Origin of the sequence: Streptomyces sp. NBC_01515, assembly GCF_045040345.1 — a bacterium.
Lineage (GTDB): Bacteria > Actinomycetota > Actinomycetes > Streptomycetales > Streptomycetaceae > Streptomyces.
In genome coordinates this window covers 4,836,507-4,853,694 of sequence record NZ_CP109416.1, presented here as the reverse complement: position 1 = coordinate 4,853,694, position 17,188 = coordinate 4,836,507, and the positions used below count along the sequence as shown (strand labels likewise).

Here is a 17,188-nt window from a genome sequence, read left to right as displayed (position 1 = left end):
GGGTTCAGTCCTCCCCGTAGCGCGGATCGACCGTCTCCGGGGTGAGCCCCAGCAGTTCGGCGACCTGCTCCACGACGATCTCGTGGACGAGGGCGGCCCGTTCGTCGCGCCCCTTCGTGCGGATCTCGACCGGGCGCCGGTAGATCACCACGCGCGCGGGCTGTCCCTCGCGGGCGGCGATCGTGCCCCCCAGGGGCACCGACTCGTCGTTCCAGCCCTCGCCCGCACCACCCAGTCGAGGGACTTCCAGGACGAGGAAATCGATGTCGGACAACTGCGGCCAGCGCCGCTCCAGGCGCTCCACGGAGTCCTGCACCAGATCCGCGAACGCGTCGGCGCGGCTCGCGGCGAGCGGAACCTGGGGCGGCGCGATCGGGCCGCGCATGCCCCGGCCGTGGCGATCGCGGCGGCGGGGCCCGGGGCCGGCGGCAGAGGGCGGTACGGGGGTGTCCATCACTGGTGAAGCGTAGTCCCCGCTGGGTCCGGCCGCCCGACTCCACCGCCGTCGGACGCTCCGCACGGCATGTCACCGGATGACCATTCCAGCCAAGGTTGGGCTCGATTCCGTATGTCTCGAAGACCGTCCCTCTCAAGGCAATTGACGGTGTTTGTGCCGAGTGGTGACCGGATTCGACCTCGTTCGAGATCTCGGGAGATGGTGTCCGCGCAGGTCAGCCGCGTGTTGCCGGTGGGGCGTGTGGGGTGTTTCACAGCCCGACACGGTGGGGTGACCTGGGGGAGAGTCGTCGCGGCCCGCTCAAGAGTGCGGTAGCGTCCAGCGTCGTGAGCCCTGTACGTCGCTGTTCGCGCACCGCTTGCGGCCGCCCCGCCGTCGCGACGCTGACGTACGTCTACGCCGACTCGACCGCGGTCCTCGGCCCGCTCGCCACCTACGCCGAACCCCACTGCTACGACCTGTGCGCCGAGCACTCCGAGCGCCTCACCGCGCCCCGCGGCTGGGAAGTGGTCCGCCTCCTCGACAGCTCCGCTCCGGCCCGCCCGAGCGGCGACGACCTGGAAGCGCTCGCCAACGCCGTGCGCGAGGCGGCCCGTCCCCAGGAGCGGGCGGCAGGGGCCGGCGGCGGAGGCGGGGCCCGCACGGTGGACCCGATGGAGGTCGCACGCCGGGGTCATCTTCGGGTGCTGCGCTCACCGGACAACTGACGGCGCCTGTCCCGGAGTTCGTTGCCGGAGTTCGTTCAACAATCCCGTTGTTCAGTCGGCCGGTCGTTCAACGATCCGGTTGTTCCGCGGACCCGTCGTTCAACGATCCACTCGCTCGGTGATCCGGTCGTTCAACGATCCGCCTGGCCCGAGGGCGAGTTGTTCAACGATTCACGCGGCCTGGCCCCCAACCACCCTGTGCCGCTGGGGCAGATGCCGTCCTGAGCTGAGGTAACGGTGTGTGGACGGCTCGGTTGCGGCACGTCGCATGCCGGTCCTGGCGGGTAGTTTGGGGCGACCGATAGGACTTTCTGGAGGGTTGGCCGTGTCTGCTGATCTGTCACAGCTCGTGAAGGCGTACGACGTTCGGGGCGTCGTCCCGGACCAGTGGGACGAGTCGTTGGCCGAGCTGTTCGGAGCGGCCTTCGTCCAAGTGACCGGCGCGAGCGCGATCGTGACCGGGCACGACATGCGGCCCTCGTCCCCGGGTCTCTCCGCAGCCTTCGCGCGCGGGGCGGCGGCACGCGGCGTCGACGTGACCGAGATCGGCCTGTGCTCCACGGACCAGCTGTACTACGCGTCGGGCGCCTTCGACCTGCCCGGCGCCATGTTCACGGCCTCGCACAACCCGGCGAAGTACAACGGCATCAAGATGTGCCGGGCGGGCGCGGCCCCCGTGGGCCAGGACACCGGCCTCGCGGAGATCCGCCGACTCGTCGAGTCCTGGCTGGACTCGGGCACGCCGGAGGTCTCCGGACCGACGGGAACGATCACCCAGCGGGACACGTTGGAGGACTACGCGGCGCACCTACGCGGCCTCGTCGACCTGACCTCCATCCGCCCCCTGAAGGTCGTCGTCGACGCTGGCAACGGCATGGGCGGCCACACGGTCCCGACGGTGTTCGCCGGCCTGCCGCTCACCCTGGTCCCGATGTACTTCGAGCTGGACGGCACGTTCCCGAACCACGAGGCCAACCCGCTCGACCCGGCCAACATCGTCGACCTCCGGGCACGCGTCCGCGAGGAGAGCGCCGACCTCGGCATCGCCTTCGACGGTGACGCCGACCGCTGCTTCGTGGTCGACGAGAACGGCGACCCGGTCTCCCCGTCCGTGATCACCGCCCTGGTGGCCTCCCGCGAGCTGGCGAGGAACGGCGGCAAGGGCGTGATCATCCACAACCTGATCACCTCCTGGTCGGTCCCCGAGGTCGTCAAGGAGAGCGGTGGCACACCGGTACGCACGCGCGTGGGCCACTCCTTCATCAAGGCCGAGATGGCGAAGGCCGGCGCGATCTTCGGCGGCGAGCACTCCGCGCACTACTACTTCAAGGACTTCTGGAACGCCGACACGGGCATGCTGGCCGCCCTCCACGTCCTAGCCGCGCTCGGCGGCCAGGACGGCCCCCTGTCCGCCCTCGTGGCCCAGTACGACCGCTACGTCGGCTCCGGCGAGATCAACTCCACGGTCGACGACCAACAGGCCCGCCTCACGGCGATCCGCACCGCCTACGAGAACCAGACCGACCTCACCCTCGACGAACTCGACGGCCTCACCGTCTCCTCCGCCGACTGGTGGTTCAACGTCCGCCCGTCCAACACGGAACCGCTGCTGCGACTCAACGCGGAGGCACGGGACGAGGCGACGATGGGGAAGGTGCGGGACGAGGTGCTGGGGATCATCAGGGGGTGACGGCGCTGCGGCCGACGGTTCTTCTGGGTGCCGGTCCGACCCATCCGGAGGGGGCGCACCTTTCCGCGTAGGTCGGCATTCTCAGCCGGTCCGGTGTCCGAGGCCGAGTGCACCGTCCCGCCCCCCACCCAGAGGGGGCGCACCTCTCCAACGCAGGCTGGCATTTCCAACCCGTCCGGCATCGGGAGCCGAGTCAGCCGTCCTGAGTCCCCACCCACCCCGGAGGGGGCTCACCCGTCCAGCGCAGGCCCGCATTCTCAGCCCGTCCGGCGTTTGAGGACGAGGCCGTTCAGGCCGAAGGGGGGTCTGGGGGCGCAGCCCCCGGGGACGTCGGACCCAACCCCGGCAAGCCTCCTCAAGCGGCGGTACCCTGACCAGGCACATCCGCCCAAGCGTCGCAGACACCCCCTCGGAGGGACACCTCATGCCGCTCGAAGCCGGCCTCCTGGAGATCCTGGCCTGCCCGGCCTGCCACGCCCCCCTCAAGGAGCAGGACACCGAGCTGATCTGCACCGGCGCGGACTGCGGTCTGGCCTACCCCGTCCGGGACGGCATCCCCGTACTGCTCGTCGACGAGGCCCGCCACCCCGCGTAACCGACGACGACGCGATCGGAGGCCGCCGCCCATGCTCGACGAATCGCTGCTCGACACCCCGGAGGCACTGGCCGAGGCCGACCGCCGAGCCCTGCTCCGCGGTGCCGCCGAAGCCGGTGCGCGGGTGCGCACAGCCGCCCGGCACGCCGCCGAGGCCGGCGTCCACGACCTGAAACCGGACGGCCGCCCCCGCGCCATCCTGATCGCAGGCCCCGGCGCCGCCGCCACCTGCGTCGCCGACCTGCTCGGCACCCTCGCCGGTGCCAGCAGCCCCGTCACCCGCCTCGCACCCACCGGCGTGGCCCCCGCGGCCGGCGCCCTGCGCTGGGAACTCCCGGGCTGGGCGGGCTCCGTGGACCTCCTGCTGATCACCACCCCGGACGGCACCGAACCCGGCCTGTCCCTCCTCGCCGAGCAGGCCTACCGCCGCGGCTGCACCGTCGTAGCCGTAGCACCGCCCCGCAGCCCCCTCACCGAGGCGGTGGACGGCGCGCACGGCCTCTTCGTACCGATGGCGACCGCCCCGTACGAACACGACGAGCCGTTGGCCGCCTCCGCCCCCGGAGTCCTCTGGGCGCTGCTCACCCCGCTGCTCGCGATCCTGGACCGCACCGGCCTGCTCAGCGCGCCTCCGGAGGCCCTGGAGAAGGTCGCCGACCGCCTCGACCAGGTCGCCGAGCGCTGCGGGCCCGCCGTCGCGACGTACAGCAATCCCGCGAAGACCCTGGCCTCCGAACTCGCCGACTCGCTCCCGGTGATCTGGACGGAGGGCACGTCCGCAGGCCCTGCGGGTCGCCGATTCGCCGCCGCACTCGCGGAGTTGGCCGGCCGCCCCGCGCTCGTCTCCGAACTGCCCGAGGCACTCGCCGAGCACAACGCGCTGCTGGCCGGCCCGCTCGCCGCGAATGCCGACCCCGACGACTTCTTCAGGGACCGCGTCGACGAGGCACCCGCGCTGCACGCACGCGTGGTGCTGCTCCGGGACCGCCCGATCGGCGGTCTCACGGCCGCGCCCACCGCCCGTGACCTGGCCCTCAGCCACGACACGCCGATCAGCGAGCTGGAGCCCGAGGAGGGCGGCGAGCTGGAGACCCTCGCGGAGCTGATCGCCATGACGGATTTCGCCGCCGTTTACCTGGCGCTCGCCTCCGGCGCCTGATCTTGTCGTCGAAGCCCTGAGCCGCCGTACACCGTCGTACGGGGCGCGAAGCCACGTCGTACCCAGGTCGTCCTCGGGTCGTACGCAGAGAGAACCGGTAGAGAGCCACATGGACCGCCTCGACAACACCGTCCGCCCCTACGCCTGGGGTTCCACCACCGCCATCCCCAGGCTGCTCGGCGTCGAGCCGAACGGCGAACCGCAGGCGGAGATGTGGATGGGCGCGCACCCGGGAGCACCCTCGCGCACCGCGCGCGGGACGCTCGTCGAGGTCATCGAGGCGGCTCCGGAGCGGGAGTTGGGGGAGAAGGCGGTGGCGAAGTTCGGCCCGCGACTGCCCTTCCTGCTGAAGATCCTCGCCGCCGGAGCCCCGCTCTCCCTCCAGGTGCACCCCAACCTGGAGCAGGCGAAGGAGGGTTACGCCGACGAGGAGCGCCGGGGCATCCCCGTGGACGCCCCGCACCGCAACTACAAGGACGCCAACCACAAGCCCGAACTGATCTGCGCGCTCACGGAGTTCGACGGCCTGTGCGGCTTCCGCGACCCGCTGCGCGCCGCCGACCTGCTCGCCGGCCTCGGCGTCGACTCCCTGAAGCCGTACGTCGACCTCCTGCACGCGCACCCCGAGGAAGCCGCCCTGCGCGAGGTCCTCACGGCGATCCTCACCGCCGACCCCGAGGAGATGCGCCACACGGTCACCGCGGCGGCGACCGCCTGCACCCGCCTGGGCGGCGACTACGCGCCCTACGCCGACATCGCCCACCACTACCCGGGCGACCCCGGCGTCATCGCGGCCATGCTCCTGAACTACGTCCGACTCCAGCCCGGCGAGGCCCTGTTCCTCGGCGCCGGCATCCCGCACGCCTACCTCAACGGCCTCGGCGTCGAGATCATGGCCAACTCCGACAACGTCCTGCGCTGCGGCCTCACCCCCAAGCACGTCGACGTCCCCGAACTCCTGCGCATCGTCAACTTCGAGGCGAGCGACCCCGGAGTGCTGCGCCCCGAGGCGTCCCCCGACGGCGAGGAGGTCTACGAGACCCCCATCGACGAGTTCCGGCTGTCCCGGTACGTCCTCCCGGAGGGCACCGGCGCCCACGACCTCGGCCTCGACACCCCGCAGATCCTGCTCTGCACGGCCGGCGCGGTGAAGGCGGGCGAGTTCGAACTGGCGCCCGGTCAGTCGGTGTTCGTCCCGGCGGGAGACGCGGCGGAGGTGTCCGGAGTCGGCACGGTCTTCCGGGCCACTGTGATCGTATGACCGGGCCTGTGGATACCTGACGAGCCGTCGCCGGGCAGGGCTGCAAGAATGGCCCACCGGCAAAGGACGGGCAAAGGCGGTCGGACGGCCCATCCGGGGCAGACGTCCGACGTAGACGTACGAAGGCGAAGGGACACCGCGAACACATGAGCGCGTCAGGCGGCACCAAGGCGATCGTGGCGGCACTCGGCGCCAATCTCGCGATCGCGGTATCGAAGTTCGTGGCGTTCGCCTTCAGCGGCTCGTCCTCGATGCTCGCCGAGGGCGTCCACTCCCTCGCGGACTCCGGCAACCAGGCCCTGCTCCTCATCGGCGGCAAGAAGGCCCAGCGCGAGGCCACCCCGCAACACCCCTTCGGCTACGGCCGCGAGCGGTACATCTACGCCTTCCTCGTCTCGATCGTCCTCTTCTCCGTCGGCGGCATGTTCGCCGTCTACGAGGGCTTCGAAAAGATCAGGCACCCGCACCAACTGGAGCACTGGTACTGGCCGGTGGGCGTCCTGGTGTTCGCGATCATCGCCGAGGGCTTCTCGTTCCGTACGGCCATCAAGGAGTCGAACGAACTGCGCGGCACGCACTCCTGGTCGCAGTTCATCCGCCGCGCCAAGGCACCCGAGCTGCCCGTCGTCCTCCTGGAGGACTTCGGCGCGCTCATCGGCCTCGTCCTCGCCCTCGGCGGCGTCGGCATGGCCCTGCTCACCGGCGACGGCATCTGGGACGGCATCGGCACGCTCTGCATCGGCATCCTGCTCATCCTGATCGCGCTGGTCCTGGCCGCCGAGACCAAGTCCCTGCTGCTCGGCGAGTCCGCCGGCATCGAGGACGTCAAGAAGATCGAGGCCGCGATCGTCGACGGCCACACGGTCACCGGCATCATCCACATGCGCACGCTCCACCTCGGCCCCGAGGAACTGCTCGTCGCCGCCAAGATCGCCGTCCAGCACGACGACACGGCCACCGAGGTCGCCACCGCGATCAACGCCGCCGAGTCCCGCATCCGCGAAGCCGTCCCGATCGCCCGCGTGATCTACCTCGAACCCGACATCTACAGCGAGTCTGAAGCAACGAAGGGCCCGGACCGCGAGGCGACTCCGGGGGGCCCGGCCCAGCACCCCGCCGAACACTGAGCCCCTTCGCTGCTACGGCAGCAGGGCCCGCCGAGACGCTCGACGGGCCCTGCTGCTCCAACTGCTAGCCCTGCTGCACGGGCCACGGCGCGACCGGCGCGGCCCTCCGCCGCCGTACGACGAACGCGGCGATACCCAGGCCGATACCGACCAGGGCGAGCACGACCCCGCCGATGACGGCCACCCCGATGCCGGAGGCGACCGTACGGTCGCCGGTCACCCGGCCCCGGACGGCGGACTCGGCCACCGTCCCGTCGTGGTCGCTCGCGAAGAAACGCGAGTCCATCGCGTTCGCACGGTTGTCACCGAGCAGGAACAGCCGCCCCTTCGGGACCGTCACGTCGTACGTCTTGTGCACACCGTCGACATCACCCTGCTTCACATAGGGCTCCGCCAGCGGCTTTCCGTTCACGGTGATCCGCGCGGCCGTGCCCGAACCCGTGCAGCACACCACACGGTCACCGCCCACCCCGACGACCCGCTGCATCACGCTCGCGCTGAACCCGTAGCGGTCCGGCGCCGAGAACAGCACGACGTCACCGCGGTGCACCTCGCCGCCGTCGACCTTCTCGTAGATGATCCGGTCGCCCGGCTGGTACGTCGGCGCCATGCTCTGGCTGCTGATGGTGGAACTCCCGTACGAATTCCGCGCGTACGCGAGCGCGCCGACCGCCAGCACCACCCCCAACAGCCCCACCACGACATCCGCGACCCCGAGTCCCCGTCCCTTGCCCGACATCGTTTCCCTCCCCATGCGGCACTTCCGCGGGCGCGACGGTAGCGGGTCTCTGTGAACAGTCTGTGCGGGCCCGCGACCTGCGACGGCCGCGGGCCCGCACCGGTCGGCTAACCGACCTCGCTCAGCACACCGAGCACCGCCGACTCGTCCTCGGCCGCCGACAGCCGCTCCCGGAACCCGGCATCCATCAACTTCCGCGACAGCAGCGCCAGAATCCGCAGATGCTCATCACCAGCGGCTGCCTCCGGCACGGCGATCATGAACACCAGCCGGGCCTTCGTACCGTCCAGGGAACCCCACTCGACCCCCTCCGCCGACCGCGCGAACCCGACGACCGGCGCACTCACCGCATCCGTCTTGGCATGCGGAATCGCGATCTCCTCCCCGAGCCCGGTCGTCCCCTGAGCCTCCCGCCGCAACGCGGTCGCCACCAACTCCTCGACGTCCACGACTTTCCCGGTCCGCGCCAACAGCCCGGCCAACTCCCGGATCACTCCTTCCTTGTCACCCGCGTCGAGCCGCACCTTCACGGTCTGCTCGGTGAGGTACCCGGAGAGAACTTCAGGGGGACTCTCAGGGAGAGCCTCGGGGAGAATTCCGGGGCGGATCTCCGGGTCGGAGCTCGTGGCGGCGGAGCCGGAACTGGAACCAGGGGTGCCTTCGGCGTTGGCCGAGCCCGAGTTCGCTGAGTCGATGCCGGCCGAGCCAGCGTCGGCCATGACCTCAACGGCAGCCGCAGCAACCGCACTTGCCCCGGCCGACCCGACCGCACCGGCCGACGCCGTGCCCCCACGCGAAGCCCGCTCCGCTACGACGACCCGGGCGCCCGGCGCTCTGACCCCGGCCCCGACCAATGCAAGCTCGGGTTCGTACGTGCTGACCCCGTGCCCGACGGGCTCCCCACGCCGCTTCCGCTCGCTCACGTCGACCAGCGCGACCGTCGTCACCGCGGTGACCGCCGTACCGATCGCCACCGCCACGAAGAACATCGGTACGCCGCTCACCGCGCCCAGCACCGCCACGATCGGCCCGCCGTGCGGCACGGCGTCCTTCACCCCGGCGAGCCCGGCGACCGCACCGGCCACCGCGCCGCCCAGCATGTTGGCGGGGATGACCTGTGCGGGCCGCGCCGCCGCGAACGGGATCGCGCCCTCGGAGATGCCGAAACAGCCCATGAACAGCGAGGCCAGACCGGTCTCCCGCTCCTGCTCGGTGTAGAACCGCTGCCGTATCAACGTGGCCAGGCCCTGGCCGAGCGGCATCACCGGGATCGCTGCGGCGCACATGCCCATGACGGCCTGGTTGCCGGTCGCGATGAGTCCTGCGCCGAACAGGAACGCCGTCTTGTTGACCGGCCCGCCCATGTCGAACGCGATCATCAGCCCCAGGATCGTGCCCAGCAGGATCGCGCTGGTGCCGGTCATCCCGCCGAGCCAGTTGGTGAGGTGCTCGAACACCCAGGAGATCGGCTTCCCGATCACGTTGATGAAGAACAGTCCGAGCGCCGTCGTCGCCACGATCGGGATCACGATGATCGGCATGATCGGCTGCACGAACTTCGGGACCTTGACCTTCTTGATCCACAGCACCAGATAGCCGGCGAGGAACCCGGTCACGATCGCCCCGATGAACCCGGCGCCCGCCTTCGAGTCGTACAGCGAACCGGTGTTGGCGATCCAGCCGCCGATCATGCCCGGCACCAGCGCGGGCCGGTCGCCGATCGCGTAGGCGATGTAGCCGGACAGGATCGGCACCATCAGCGTGAAACCGATCACGCCGATGTTGTTCACGTCCATCCAGAAGGAGTCCTTCGGGATGACCAGACCGCCGGAGGGGTCCGGGTGGCCGCCGAGCGACAGCGAGATCGCGATCAGCAGCCCGCCGACCACGACGAACGGGATCATGTAACTGACCCCGTTCATCAGCGCCTTGTATGCGACGCTCCGCTCCTTGCCACCCGGCGTGGTTGCTGTCGCTGCCGGACCGGCCGCCGTGTGCACGGGCGCGAACCGTACCTGCTCGATCAGCCGTTCGGGATGCCGGATGCCCTCGGCGACCCCGACCACGAGGACCCGCTTGCCGACGAAACGGCTCAGGTCCACGTCCTTGTCCGCGGCGATGATGACGCCGTCCGCGGTGCTGACATCGTTGTCATCTAGGACGTTCTCAGCCCCGATGGATCCCTGCGTCTCCACCTTCATGTCGATGCCGCGGCTCTCGGCGGCCTGCGCGAGTTTCTCCGCGGCCATGTACGTGTGGGCGATGCCGGTCGGGCACGCGGTCACCGCGAGCAGCCGCAACCGCTGCCGCTCGCCATCGCCGCCGCCCGTGGGGGGAGGGCCGGCCGTACTCGTCACGTCGTTCTCCTAACACCTTCGTCCAACACCTGCGTCGCGCGGAACGCCGTCCCGGACGTCCCGCGAGATCGATCAGAGACTCCTGATCTCCGTGCATCCTGCAACATCCGACGCCCCACTCAAAGACGCGGAAGTTCCTGGTCGCCGTCGTCCGCTCCCTCCGCCCACCGCTCGCGGGCACCCTCTTGCGGCTCCCCCGGAAACCCGGTCCGACACCGGACACCCGCCGGAGTTCGCCCGCATCCGTCCGGAGGCGGGCTGGGGGCGGCCGGGTCCACCGGTGTAGCTTGGGTGGGAGCCAGACGTCGCTGCTGATGGCGGTCGGGCGGTCCCGACGCGGACCGACCGAGGGAGAGAGGGCCTCCGACGGACTGCGCTGCGCGTACGGGGGCATTCCTGTGCCCTCCCTCGGGCACCCCTGTGTCCGCTGCCGCGCAGACCAGCCGTATCCACAAGGCCCCAACCCCGAGGAGCTCCTCGTAATGACGACTGTCGACAACCGACAGGACTTCAAGGTCGCCGATCTCTCCCTGGCCGAGTTCGGCCGTAAGGAGATCACCCTCGCCGAGCACGAGATGCCCGGCCTGATGTCGATCCGCCGCGAGTTCGCCGCCAGCCAGCCGCTGGCCGGCGCCCGCATCATGGGCTCCCTGCACATGACCGTGCAGACCGCCGTCCTCATCGAGACCCTGGTCGCCCTCGGCGCCGAGGTCCGCTGGGTGTCCTGCAACATCTTCTCCACCCAGGACCACGCGGCCGCCGCCATCGCCGTCGGCCCGAACGGTACGCCCGAGAACCCCCAGGGCATCCCGGTCTTCGCCTGGAAGGGCGAGACCCTGGAGGAGTACTGGTGGTGCACGGAGCAGGCGCTGACCTGGCCGAACACCCCCACCGGCGGCCCGAACATGATCCTGGACGACGGCGGCGACGCCACGATGCTCGTCCACAAGGGCGTCGAGTACGAGAAGGCCGGCAAGGTCCCCTCCCTCGACACCGCCGAGTCCGACGAGCACCGCGTCGTCCTCCAGGTCCTGACCCGCACCATCTCCGAGGGCTCGCAGAAGTGGACCCAGCTCGCCTCGGAGATCCGCGGCGTGACCGAGGAGACCACGACCGGCGTGCACCGTCTCTACGAGATGCACCGCGACGGCACCCTCCTGTTCCCGGCGATCAACGTGAACGACGCCGTCACCAAGTCGAAGTTCGACAACAAGTACGGCTGCCGCCACTCCCTGATCGACGGCATCAACCGCGCCACCGACGTCCTCATCGGCGGCAAGACCGCGGTCGTCCTCGGCTACGGCGACGTGGGCAAGGGCTGCGCGGAGTCCCTGCGCGGACAGGGCGCCCGCGTGATCGTCACCGAGATCGACCCGATCTGCGCGCTGCAGGCGGCGATGGACGGCTACCAGGTCACGACGCTGGACGAGGTCGTCGACAAGGGCGACATCTTCGTCACCACGACCGGCAACAAGGACATCATCATGGCCGCGGACATGGCCAAGATGAAGCACCAGGCGATCGTCGGCAACATCGGTCACTTCGACAACGAGATCGACATGGCCGGCCTGGCGAAGATCCCGGGCATCGTCAAGGACGAGGTCAAGCCGCAGGTCCACACCTGGAAGTTCCCCGACGGCAAGGTCCTCATCGTGCTGTCCGAGGGCCGCCTGCTGAACCTGGGCAACGCCACCGGCCACCCCTCGTTCGTGATGTCCAACTCCTTCGCGGACCAGACCCTGGCCCAGATCGAGCTGTTCACCAAGCCCGAGGAGTACCCGACCGACGTCTACGTGCTGCCCAAGCACCTCGACGAGAAGGTCGCCCGCCTCCACCTGGACGCGCTCGGCGTGAAGCTGACCACGCTCCGCCCCGAGCAGGCGTCGTACATCGGCGTCGAGGTCGAGGGTCCGTACAAGTCGGACCACTACCGCTACTGATCCGGCGACCCCGCCCGCTGTGACCGCGTCCGTGCACTGACGCGGTTCTCAGCGGCGGGTCCTCAGCAGCAGATCCTCCGAGGCAGGCCCCCGCACCCCCGTGCCGGGGGCCTGCCCCTTTGGTTCCGTCGGCCGGACCGGCCCGTCAAGACCCAGGACCCCGATGCCCCGCGGCCGTTATTCGCTCCACGATCCGCACGATCACACCCCCCTCGCAGAAGAACACTTCCATTGCGCCCCCGGCCCGTCCGGCTGGCGTTATGTCTCCCAACTCACCACCCCCTCGGGCGACCACAGCGGTTCCGTCGACCTCACCCTCGACGAACTCGGCCGCCCCATCCGGCTGGAACTCCACTCGGCGAGCTGGCAGGTGCGCGGCGCCGCTCTCGACGGCGTCACCTGGGTCCGCACAGACCCCACCGGCACCGATGCCACCGAAGGCAATGTCCGCGCGCACGCCTTCACCGGCACCTCCCCCGCGTTCCTCATCGCCACCACCCGTCTCCTGCGCCTCACCCCTTCCGCCTCCGCGACCCGCGTCCGCCTGGTCAGCCTCACGGAACCGGTCCTCGCCCCCCGCACCGTGGACCAGTCCTGGGCCTTGCTGAAAAGAGAAACACACGGCACTGACAACGGCCCTCTGACCGTGGACGAATACCAGGTCACAGCCCTGGACACGGGCGAGCAGCACGCCGTACACATCGCCGGCGACGTGGTGCTCGCGGCACCCGGCATCGAGCTGGAGGAACTGGAGACGCCGCCGTCCGTCTTCGGCTGAGCGGCGGCGTTCCGGTCCGGTCACTGAGCCGCAGGACGCGGCCGGGAGTGTCAGGCGGGCGGCGCGAATCCGGTGGACGGCCGGGGTTCGGCGGGCGCTGTGTTCTGCGGTGCCGGCGACTCGGGGCTGGGCGCGACTTGATCGGCTTCCGCACCTGCCGCAGGGGCACGCCAAATCGGGGGAGTTGAACCGTACGGTTGCTGAGGAGCCGGCGCCGGTTGGAGCGCCGAGTTGCCGAAGGCACCCGGCACACGGGCCCCGGGCCCGAACCCGCCGGCCGGTACGCCCCCGACCGCGCCGTTCCTGAAGGCCCGCCGCACATCCCGCGCCTGCCGCTCCTGCACCACCGCAGCCAGATACGCGGCCGGCGGAACACCCTGCGGAGCCGGAGCGCCCGTACGAGCCACGAGGTCCCCGGCCAGCCGCTCGGCCATGGCCCAGCCGACCTGCGGATCCAGCTGCTGCATCCGCGTCAGGTACTGCCGGATGGCCAGCCACAACCCGTCGGGAACGGCGGACAGATCAAGCTCGGCGAAACGTCCCGTCAGCCACGGCGGCGGAGGAGGCACAAAGGCCGTCGGCCCGGCGGACACCCTTTCCCGTACGACCAGAGTGCCGGCGAACACATCCCCGAGCCGCCGACCGCGCGCCGAGACGAGCGAGGCGATACAGGCGACGACCCCGAACGTCATCAGGATCTCGATCACACCGATCGCACCCCGTACGAGCGCGTGCCGGAACCGGATAGGCCCGCCGTCGTCCCGCACCACGCGCAGCCCGAACGCCAGCTTCCCGAGCGAACGCCCATGGCTCAACGTCTCCACCGCTATGGGACCGCCGACCAGCACCAGCACAAAGGCCGCGATCGACATGGCGACCTGTGCCGCGACATCCAAAGAGGCCGTGGAAAACATCAGTGCCACGGTCACGGCGGTGTAGGCGGCGATGGCCACGATCAGATCGAGCAACACCGCCAGCGCCCTGCTGGGCAGCCTCGCGGGGCGCAACTCCAGCGCCACCGCCTCGCCCGTCACCAGCTCACTCACGCCTGCCGCCCTTCCCCTGCCCTGCCACTGGAACAGCCAGTCTGCCAAGCTGAGGGCACATCGCGCCCCAGTACGACAAGCTGATCCACGACCAGTAGTCGACGAGCAGCCGAGGAGCAGGCAACCAGATGGACCTCGACGTCTTCGTCTCGGCCCACCGAGCCGAGTGGGACCGCCTAGACGCGTTGCTCCGCCGCCAGCGTCGCCTCAATGGCGCCGAGGCCGACGAACTCGTCGCTCTCTACCAGCGCACGGCCACTCATCTCTCCCTGATCCAGTCCAGCGCCCCGGACCCCCAGCTCACCGGTCGGCTCAGCCAACTCGTGGCACGCGCGCGTAGTGCGGTGACAGGAACCCGCCGTGCCTCCTGGCGCGATGTCACACGCTTCCTGGGGCACAGTTTTCCGGCCGCGGTGTACCGAGCACGCCACTGGTGGGTCCCCACCGCGCTGTTGTCGACCGTGGTCGCGATCCTCCTGGGCTGGTGGATAGGCACCCACCCGGAAGTGCAGTCCTCCATCGCGGCCCCGAGCCAACTGCGCGACCTCACCCGCCCAGGCGGCGAGTACGAGACCTATTACTCCAGCCACCCGGCGGCGGCCTTCGCGGCACAGGTCTGGACGAACAACGCCAAGGCCGCGGCGATGTGCCTGGTCCTGGGCGTCTTCCTGGGCCTGCCGGTCCTCTGGATCCTCTTCGAGAACATGCTCAACCTGGGTGTGGGCATCGGCCTGATGTCGTCGGCAGGCCGGCTCGACACCTTCCTCGGCCTGATCCTCCCGCACGGCCTGCTCGAACTCACGGCGGTCTTTGTCGCCGCAGGCACAGGGATGCGCCTCGGCTGGACCCTCATCGACCCCGGCCCACGCTCGCGCCGCACAGCCCTGGCCGAAGAAGGCCGAGCAGCCGTGGGCATGGCGATCGGCCTGGCCCTGGTCCTGTTCGTCTCCGGCGCCATCGAAGGCTTCGTCACCCCGTCCGGCCTCCCCACCTGGGCCCGCATCGGCATCGGCATCGTCGCCGAAGGGGCCTTCCTGACCTACGTCTACGTCCTGGGCGGTCGTGCCGTACGTGCCGGTGAGACGGGCGACGTCGAGGCGGCCGAACGCAGCTCCTCCGTCCCCACCGCCGCCTGATGTGCGGGCACTCCTGCTGAGCTGCTAGTCTCCTCTTCGCCCCACAGGAGCCGTTGACACGGACCAGTCGGGGAGGTAGATTCGAACAGTTGCCTAGAACTGGATCTAATCCGGTCGGCGACAGTGAGTGTCTGTCTGCTTCTAGAAATATCGATGGAAACGTCGATTTCAAGGAAGCCGCACTCCCGATCAATCGGAAAAGAGCGGCCGGTCAGTCCGGCCCGGAACTTCTGATAAAGTCGGAACCGCCGGAAAGGGAAACGCGGAAGCGGAAACCTGGAAAGCACCGAGGAAATCGGAACCGGAAACGGTCTGATAGAGTCGGAAACGCAAGACTGAAGGGAAAAGCCCGGAGGAAAGCCCGAGAGGGTGAGTACAAAGGAAGCGTCCGTTCCTTGAGAACTCAACAGCGTGCCAAAAATCAACGCCAGATATGTTGATACCCCGTCTCCAGTCATCATCTGATGTCTGGGGCGAGGTTCCTTTGAAGAAAACATACAGCGAGGACGCTGTGAACGGTCGGGCTTATTCCGCCTGACTGTTCCGCTCTCGTGTATGTGATCCCGATTACGGGAAAACATTCACGGAGAGTTTGATCCTGGCTCAGGACGAACGCTGGCGGCGTGCTTAACACATGCAAGTCGAACGATGAACCATTTCGGTGGGGATTAGTGGCGAACGGGTGAGTAACACGTGGGCAATCTGCCCTGCACTCTGGGACAAGCCCTGGAAACGGGGTCTAATACCGGATAATACTCCCGCACTCATGTGTGGGGGTTAAAAGCTCCGGCGGTGCAGGATGAGCCCGCGGCCTATCAGCTTGTTGGTGAGGTAATGGCTCACCAAGGCGACGACGGGTAGCCGGCCTGAGAGGGCGACCGGCCACACTGGGACTGAGACACGGCCCAGACTCCTACGGGAGGCAGCAGTGGGGAATATTGCACAATGGGCGAAAGCCTGATGCAGCGACGCCGCGTGAGGGATGACGGCCTTCGGGTTGTAAACCTCTTTCAGCAGGGAAGAAGCGAAAGTGACGGTACCTGCAGAAGAAGCGCCGGCTAACTACGTGCCAGCAGCCGCGGTAATACGTAGGGCGCAAGCGTTGTCCGGAATTATTGGGCGTAAAGAGCTCGTAGGCGGCTTGTCACGTCGGGTGTGAAAGCCCGGGGCTTAACCCCGGGTCTGCATTCGATACGGGCTAGCTAGAGTGTGGTAGGGGAGATCGGAATTCCTGGTGTAGCGGTGAAATGCGCAGATATCAGGAGGAACACCGGTGGCGAAGGCGGATCTCTGGGCCATTACTGACGCTGAGGAGCGAAAGCGTGGGGAGCGAACAGGATTAGATACCCTGGTAGTCCACGCCGTAAACGGTGGGAACTAGGTGTTGGCGACATTCCACGTCGTCGGTGCCGCAGCTAACGCATTAAGTTCCCCGCCTGGGGAGTACGGCCGCAAGGCTAAAACTCAAAGGAATTGACGGGGGCCCGCACAAGCAGCGGAGCATGTGGCTTAATTCGACGCAACGCGAAGAACCTTACCAAGGCTTGACATACACCGGAAAGCATTAGAGATAGTGCCCCCCTTGTGGTCGGTGTACAGGTGGTGCATGGCTGTCGTCAGCTCGTGTCGTGAGATGTTGGGTTAAGTCCCGCAACGAGCGCAACCCTTGTCCTGTGTTGCCAGCGTGCCCTTCGGGGTGACGGGGACTCACAGGAGACCGCCGGGGTCAACTCGGAGGAAGGTGGGGACGACGTCAAGTCATCATGCCCCTTATGTCTTGGGCTGCACACGTGCTACAATGGCCGGTACAATGAGCTGCGATACCGTGAGGTGGAGCGAATCTCAAAAAGCCGGTCTCAGTTCGGATTGGGGTCTGCAACTCGACCCCATGAAGTCGGAGTTGCTAGTAATCGCAGATCAGCATTGCTGCGGTGAATACGTTCCCGGGCCTTGTACACACCGCCCGTCACGTCACGAAAGTCGGTAACACCCGAAGCCGGTGGCCCAACCCCCTTGTGGGGAGGGAGCTGTCGAAGGTGGGACTGGCGATTGGGACGAAGTCGTAACAAGGTAGCCGTACCGGAAGGTGCGGCTGGATCACCTCCTTTCTAAGGAGCATCTAGGCCGCCAAGCTTGCTTGGTGGTCCAGGGCCATTACGTCGGCACACGTTCGACGGTGGTTGCTCAAGGGTGGAA

The 17,188-nt window shown here is 68.6% G+C and carries 13 protein-coding genes and 1 rRNA gene; 10 read left to right on the top strand and 4 right to left on the bottom strand.

Features of this window, described 5'->3' with window-relative positions:
• Nucleotides 1-4 precede the first annotated feature (4 nt).
• Nucleotides 5-454, bottom strand: coding sequence for a metallopeptidase family protein (locus OG407_RS21545; protein ID WP_033286654.1), 450 nt, complete (start codon nt 452-454; stop codon nt 5-7).
• Between the two features lie 278 nt (nt 455-732).
• Here OG407_RS21545 and OG407_RS21540 point away from each other — a divergent pair, with 278 nt between their 5' ends.
• The 6 genes from OG407_RS21540 (at nt 733) to OG407_RS21515 (ending at nt 6,996) form a co-directional block, all read left to right on the top strand.
• Nucleotides 733-1,164 carry a DUF3499 domain-containing protein gene (locus OG407_RS21540; RefSeq protein ID WP_405868525.1) on the top strand — a complete coding sequence of 144 codons (432 nt, stop codon included), beginning with the start codon at nt 733-735 and terminating at the stop codon, nt 1,162-1,164.
• A gap of 325 nt (nt 1,165-1,489) precedes the next feature.
• Nucleotides 1,490-2,854 (top strand): phosphomannomutase/phosphoglucomutase, encoded by a 1,365-nt coding sequence (locus tag OG407_RS21535; RefSeq protein WP_405860317.1) that lies wholly within the window; start codon nt 1,490-1,492, stop codon nt 2,852-2,854.
• Nucleotides 2,855-3,278: 424 nt separating this feature from the next.
• Nucleotides 3,279-3,449: a Trm112 family protein gene (locus tag OG407_RS21530; protein WP_327403572.1), complete on the top strand. Its 171-nt coding sequence runs from the start codon at nt 3,279-3,281 to the stop codon at nt 3,447-3,449.
• A 31-nt stretch (nt 3,450-3,480) separates the two neighbouring features.
• On the top strand, nt 3,481-4,608 hold the full coding sequence (locus OG407_RS21525) for an SIS domain-containing protein (protein WP_405860315.1): 1,128 nt from the start codon (nt 3,481-3,483) through the stop codon (nt 4,606-4,608).
• A 109-nt stretch (nt 4,609-4,717) separates the two neighbouring features.
• Complete coding sequence (gene manA, locus OG407_RS21520) at nt 4,718-5,869, top strand: mannose-6-phosphate isomerase, class I (RefSeq protein WP_405860313.1); 1,152 nt, start codon at nt 4,718-4,720, stop codon at nt 5,867-5,869.
• Nucleotides 5,870-6,015: 146 nt separating this feature from the next.
• Nucleotides 6,016-6,996, top strand: coding sequence for a cation diffusion facilitator family transporter (locus OG407_RS21515; protein ID WP_405860311.1), 981 nt, complete (start codon nt 6,016-6,018; stop codon nt 6,994-6,996).
• Nucleotides 6,997-7,060: 64 nt separating this feature from the next.
• Here OG407_RS21515 and lepB read toward each other — a convergent pair whose 3' ends face one another.
• Nucleotides 7,061-7,735 carry a signal peptidase I gene (lepB, locus tag OG407_RS21510; protein WP_405860309.1) on the bottom strand — a complete coding sequence of 225 codons (675 nt, stop codon included), beginning with the start codon at nt 7,733-7,735 and terminating at the stop codon, nt 7,061-7,063.
• Between the two features lie 107 nt (nt 7,736-7,842).
• Nucleotides 7,843-10,092, bottom strand: coding sequence for a fructose-specific PTS transporter subunit EIIC (locus OG407_RS21505; protein WP_405860307.1), 2,250 nt, complete (start codon nt 10,090-10,092; stop codon nt 7,843-7,845).
• A gap of 482 nt (nt 10,093-10,574) precedes the next feature.
• Between OG407_RS21505 and ahcY the strand changes: the two genes are divergently transcribed.
• Together ahcY and OG407_RS21495 are read left to right on the top strand one after the other, a co-directional pair.
• A complete protein-coding gene (gene ahcY / locus OG407_RS21500) occupies nt 10,575-12,032 on the top strand; it encodes an adenosylhomocysteinase (RefSeq protein ID WP_365305495.1) in 1,458 nt (485 codons plus the stop codon).
• Between the two features lie 163 nt (nt 12,033-12,195).
• The gene (locus OG407_RS21495) at nt 12,196-12,810 is read left to right on the top strand and encodes a hypothetical protein (protein WP_405860305.1); all 615 of its coding nucleotides are present in this window, start codon (nt 12,196-12,198) and stop codon (nt 12,808-12,810) included.
• A gap of 50 nt (nt 12,811-12,860) precedes the next feature.
• Here the strand turns inward: OG407_RS21495 and OG407_RS21490 are convergent, their stop codons facing one another.
• Nucleotides 12,861-13,856: an RDD family protein gene (locus OG407_RS21490; RefSeq protein ID WP_405860303.1), complete on the bottom strand. Its 996-nt coding sequence runs from the start codon at nt 13,854-13,856 to the stop codon at nt 12,861-12,863.
• Between the two features lie 128 nt (nt 13,857-13,984).
• Here OG407_RS21490 and OG407_RS21485 point away from each other — a divergent pair, with 128 nt between their 5' ends.
• Entirely contained in the window at nt 13,985-14,992 is a 1,008-nt protein-coding gene (locus OG407_RS21485; protein ID WP_405860301.1) for a stage II sporulation protein M, read from the top strand.
• A 580-nt stretch (nt 14,993-15,572) separates the two neighbouring features.
• Nucleotides 15,573-17,100, top strand: a 16S ribosomal RNA gene (locus tag OG407_RS21480).
• The last annotated feature ends 88 nt before the right edge of the window (nt 17,101-17,188 follow it).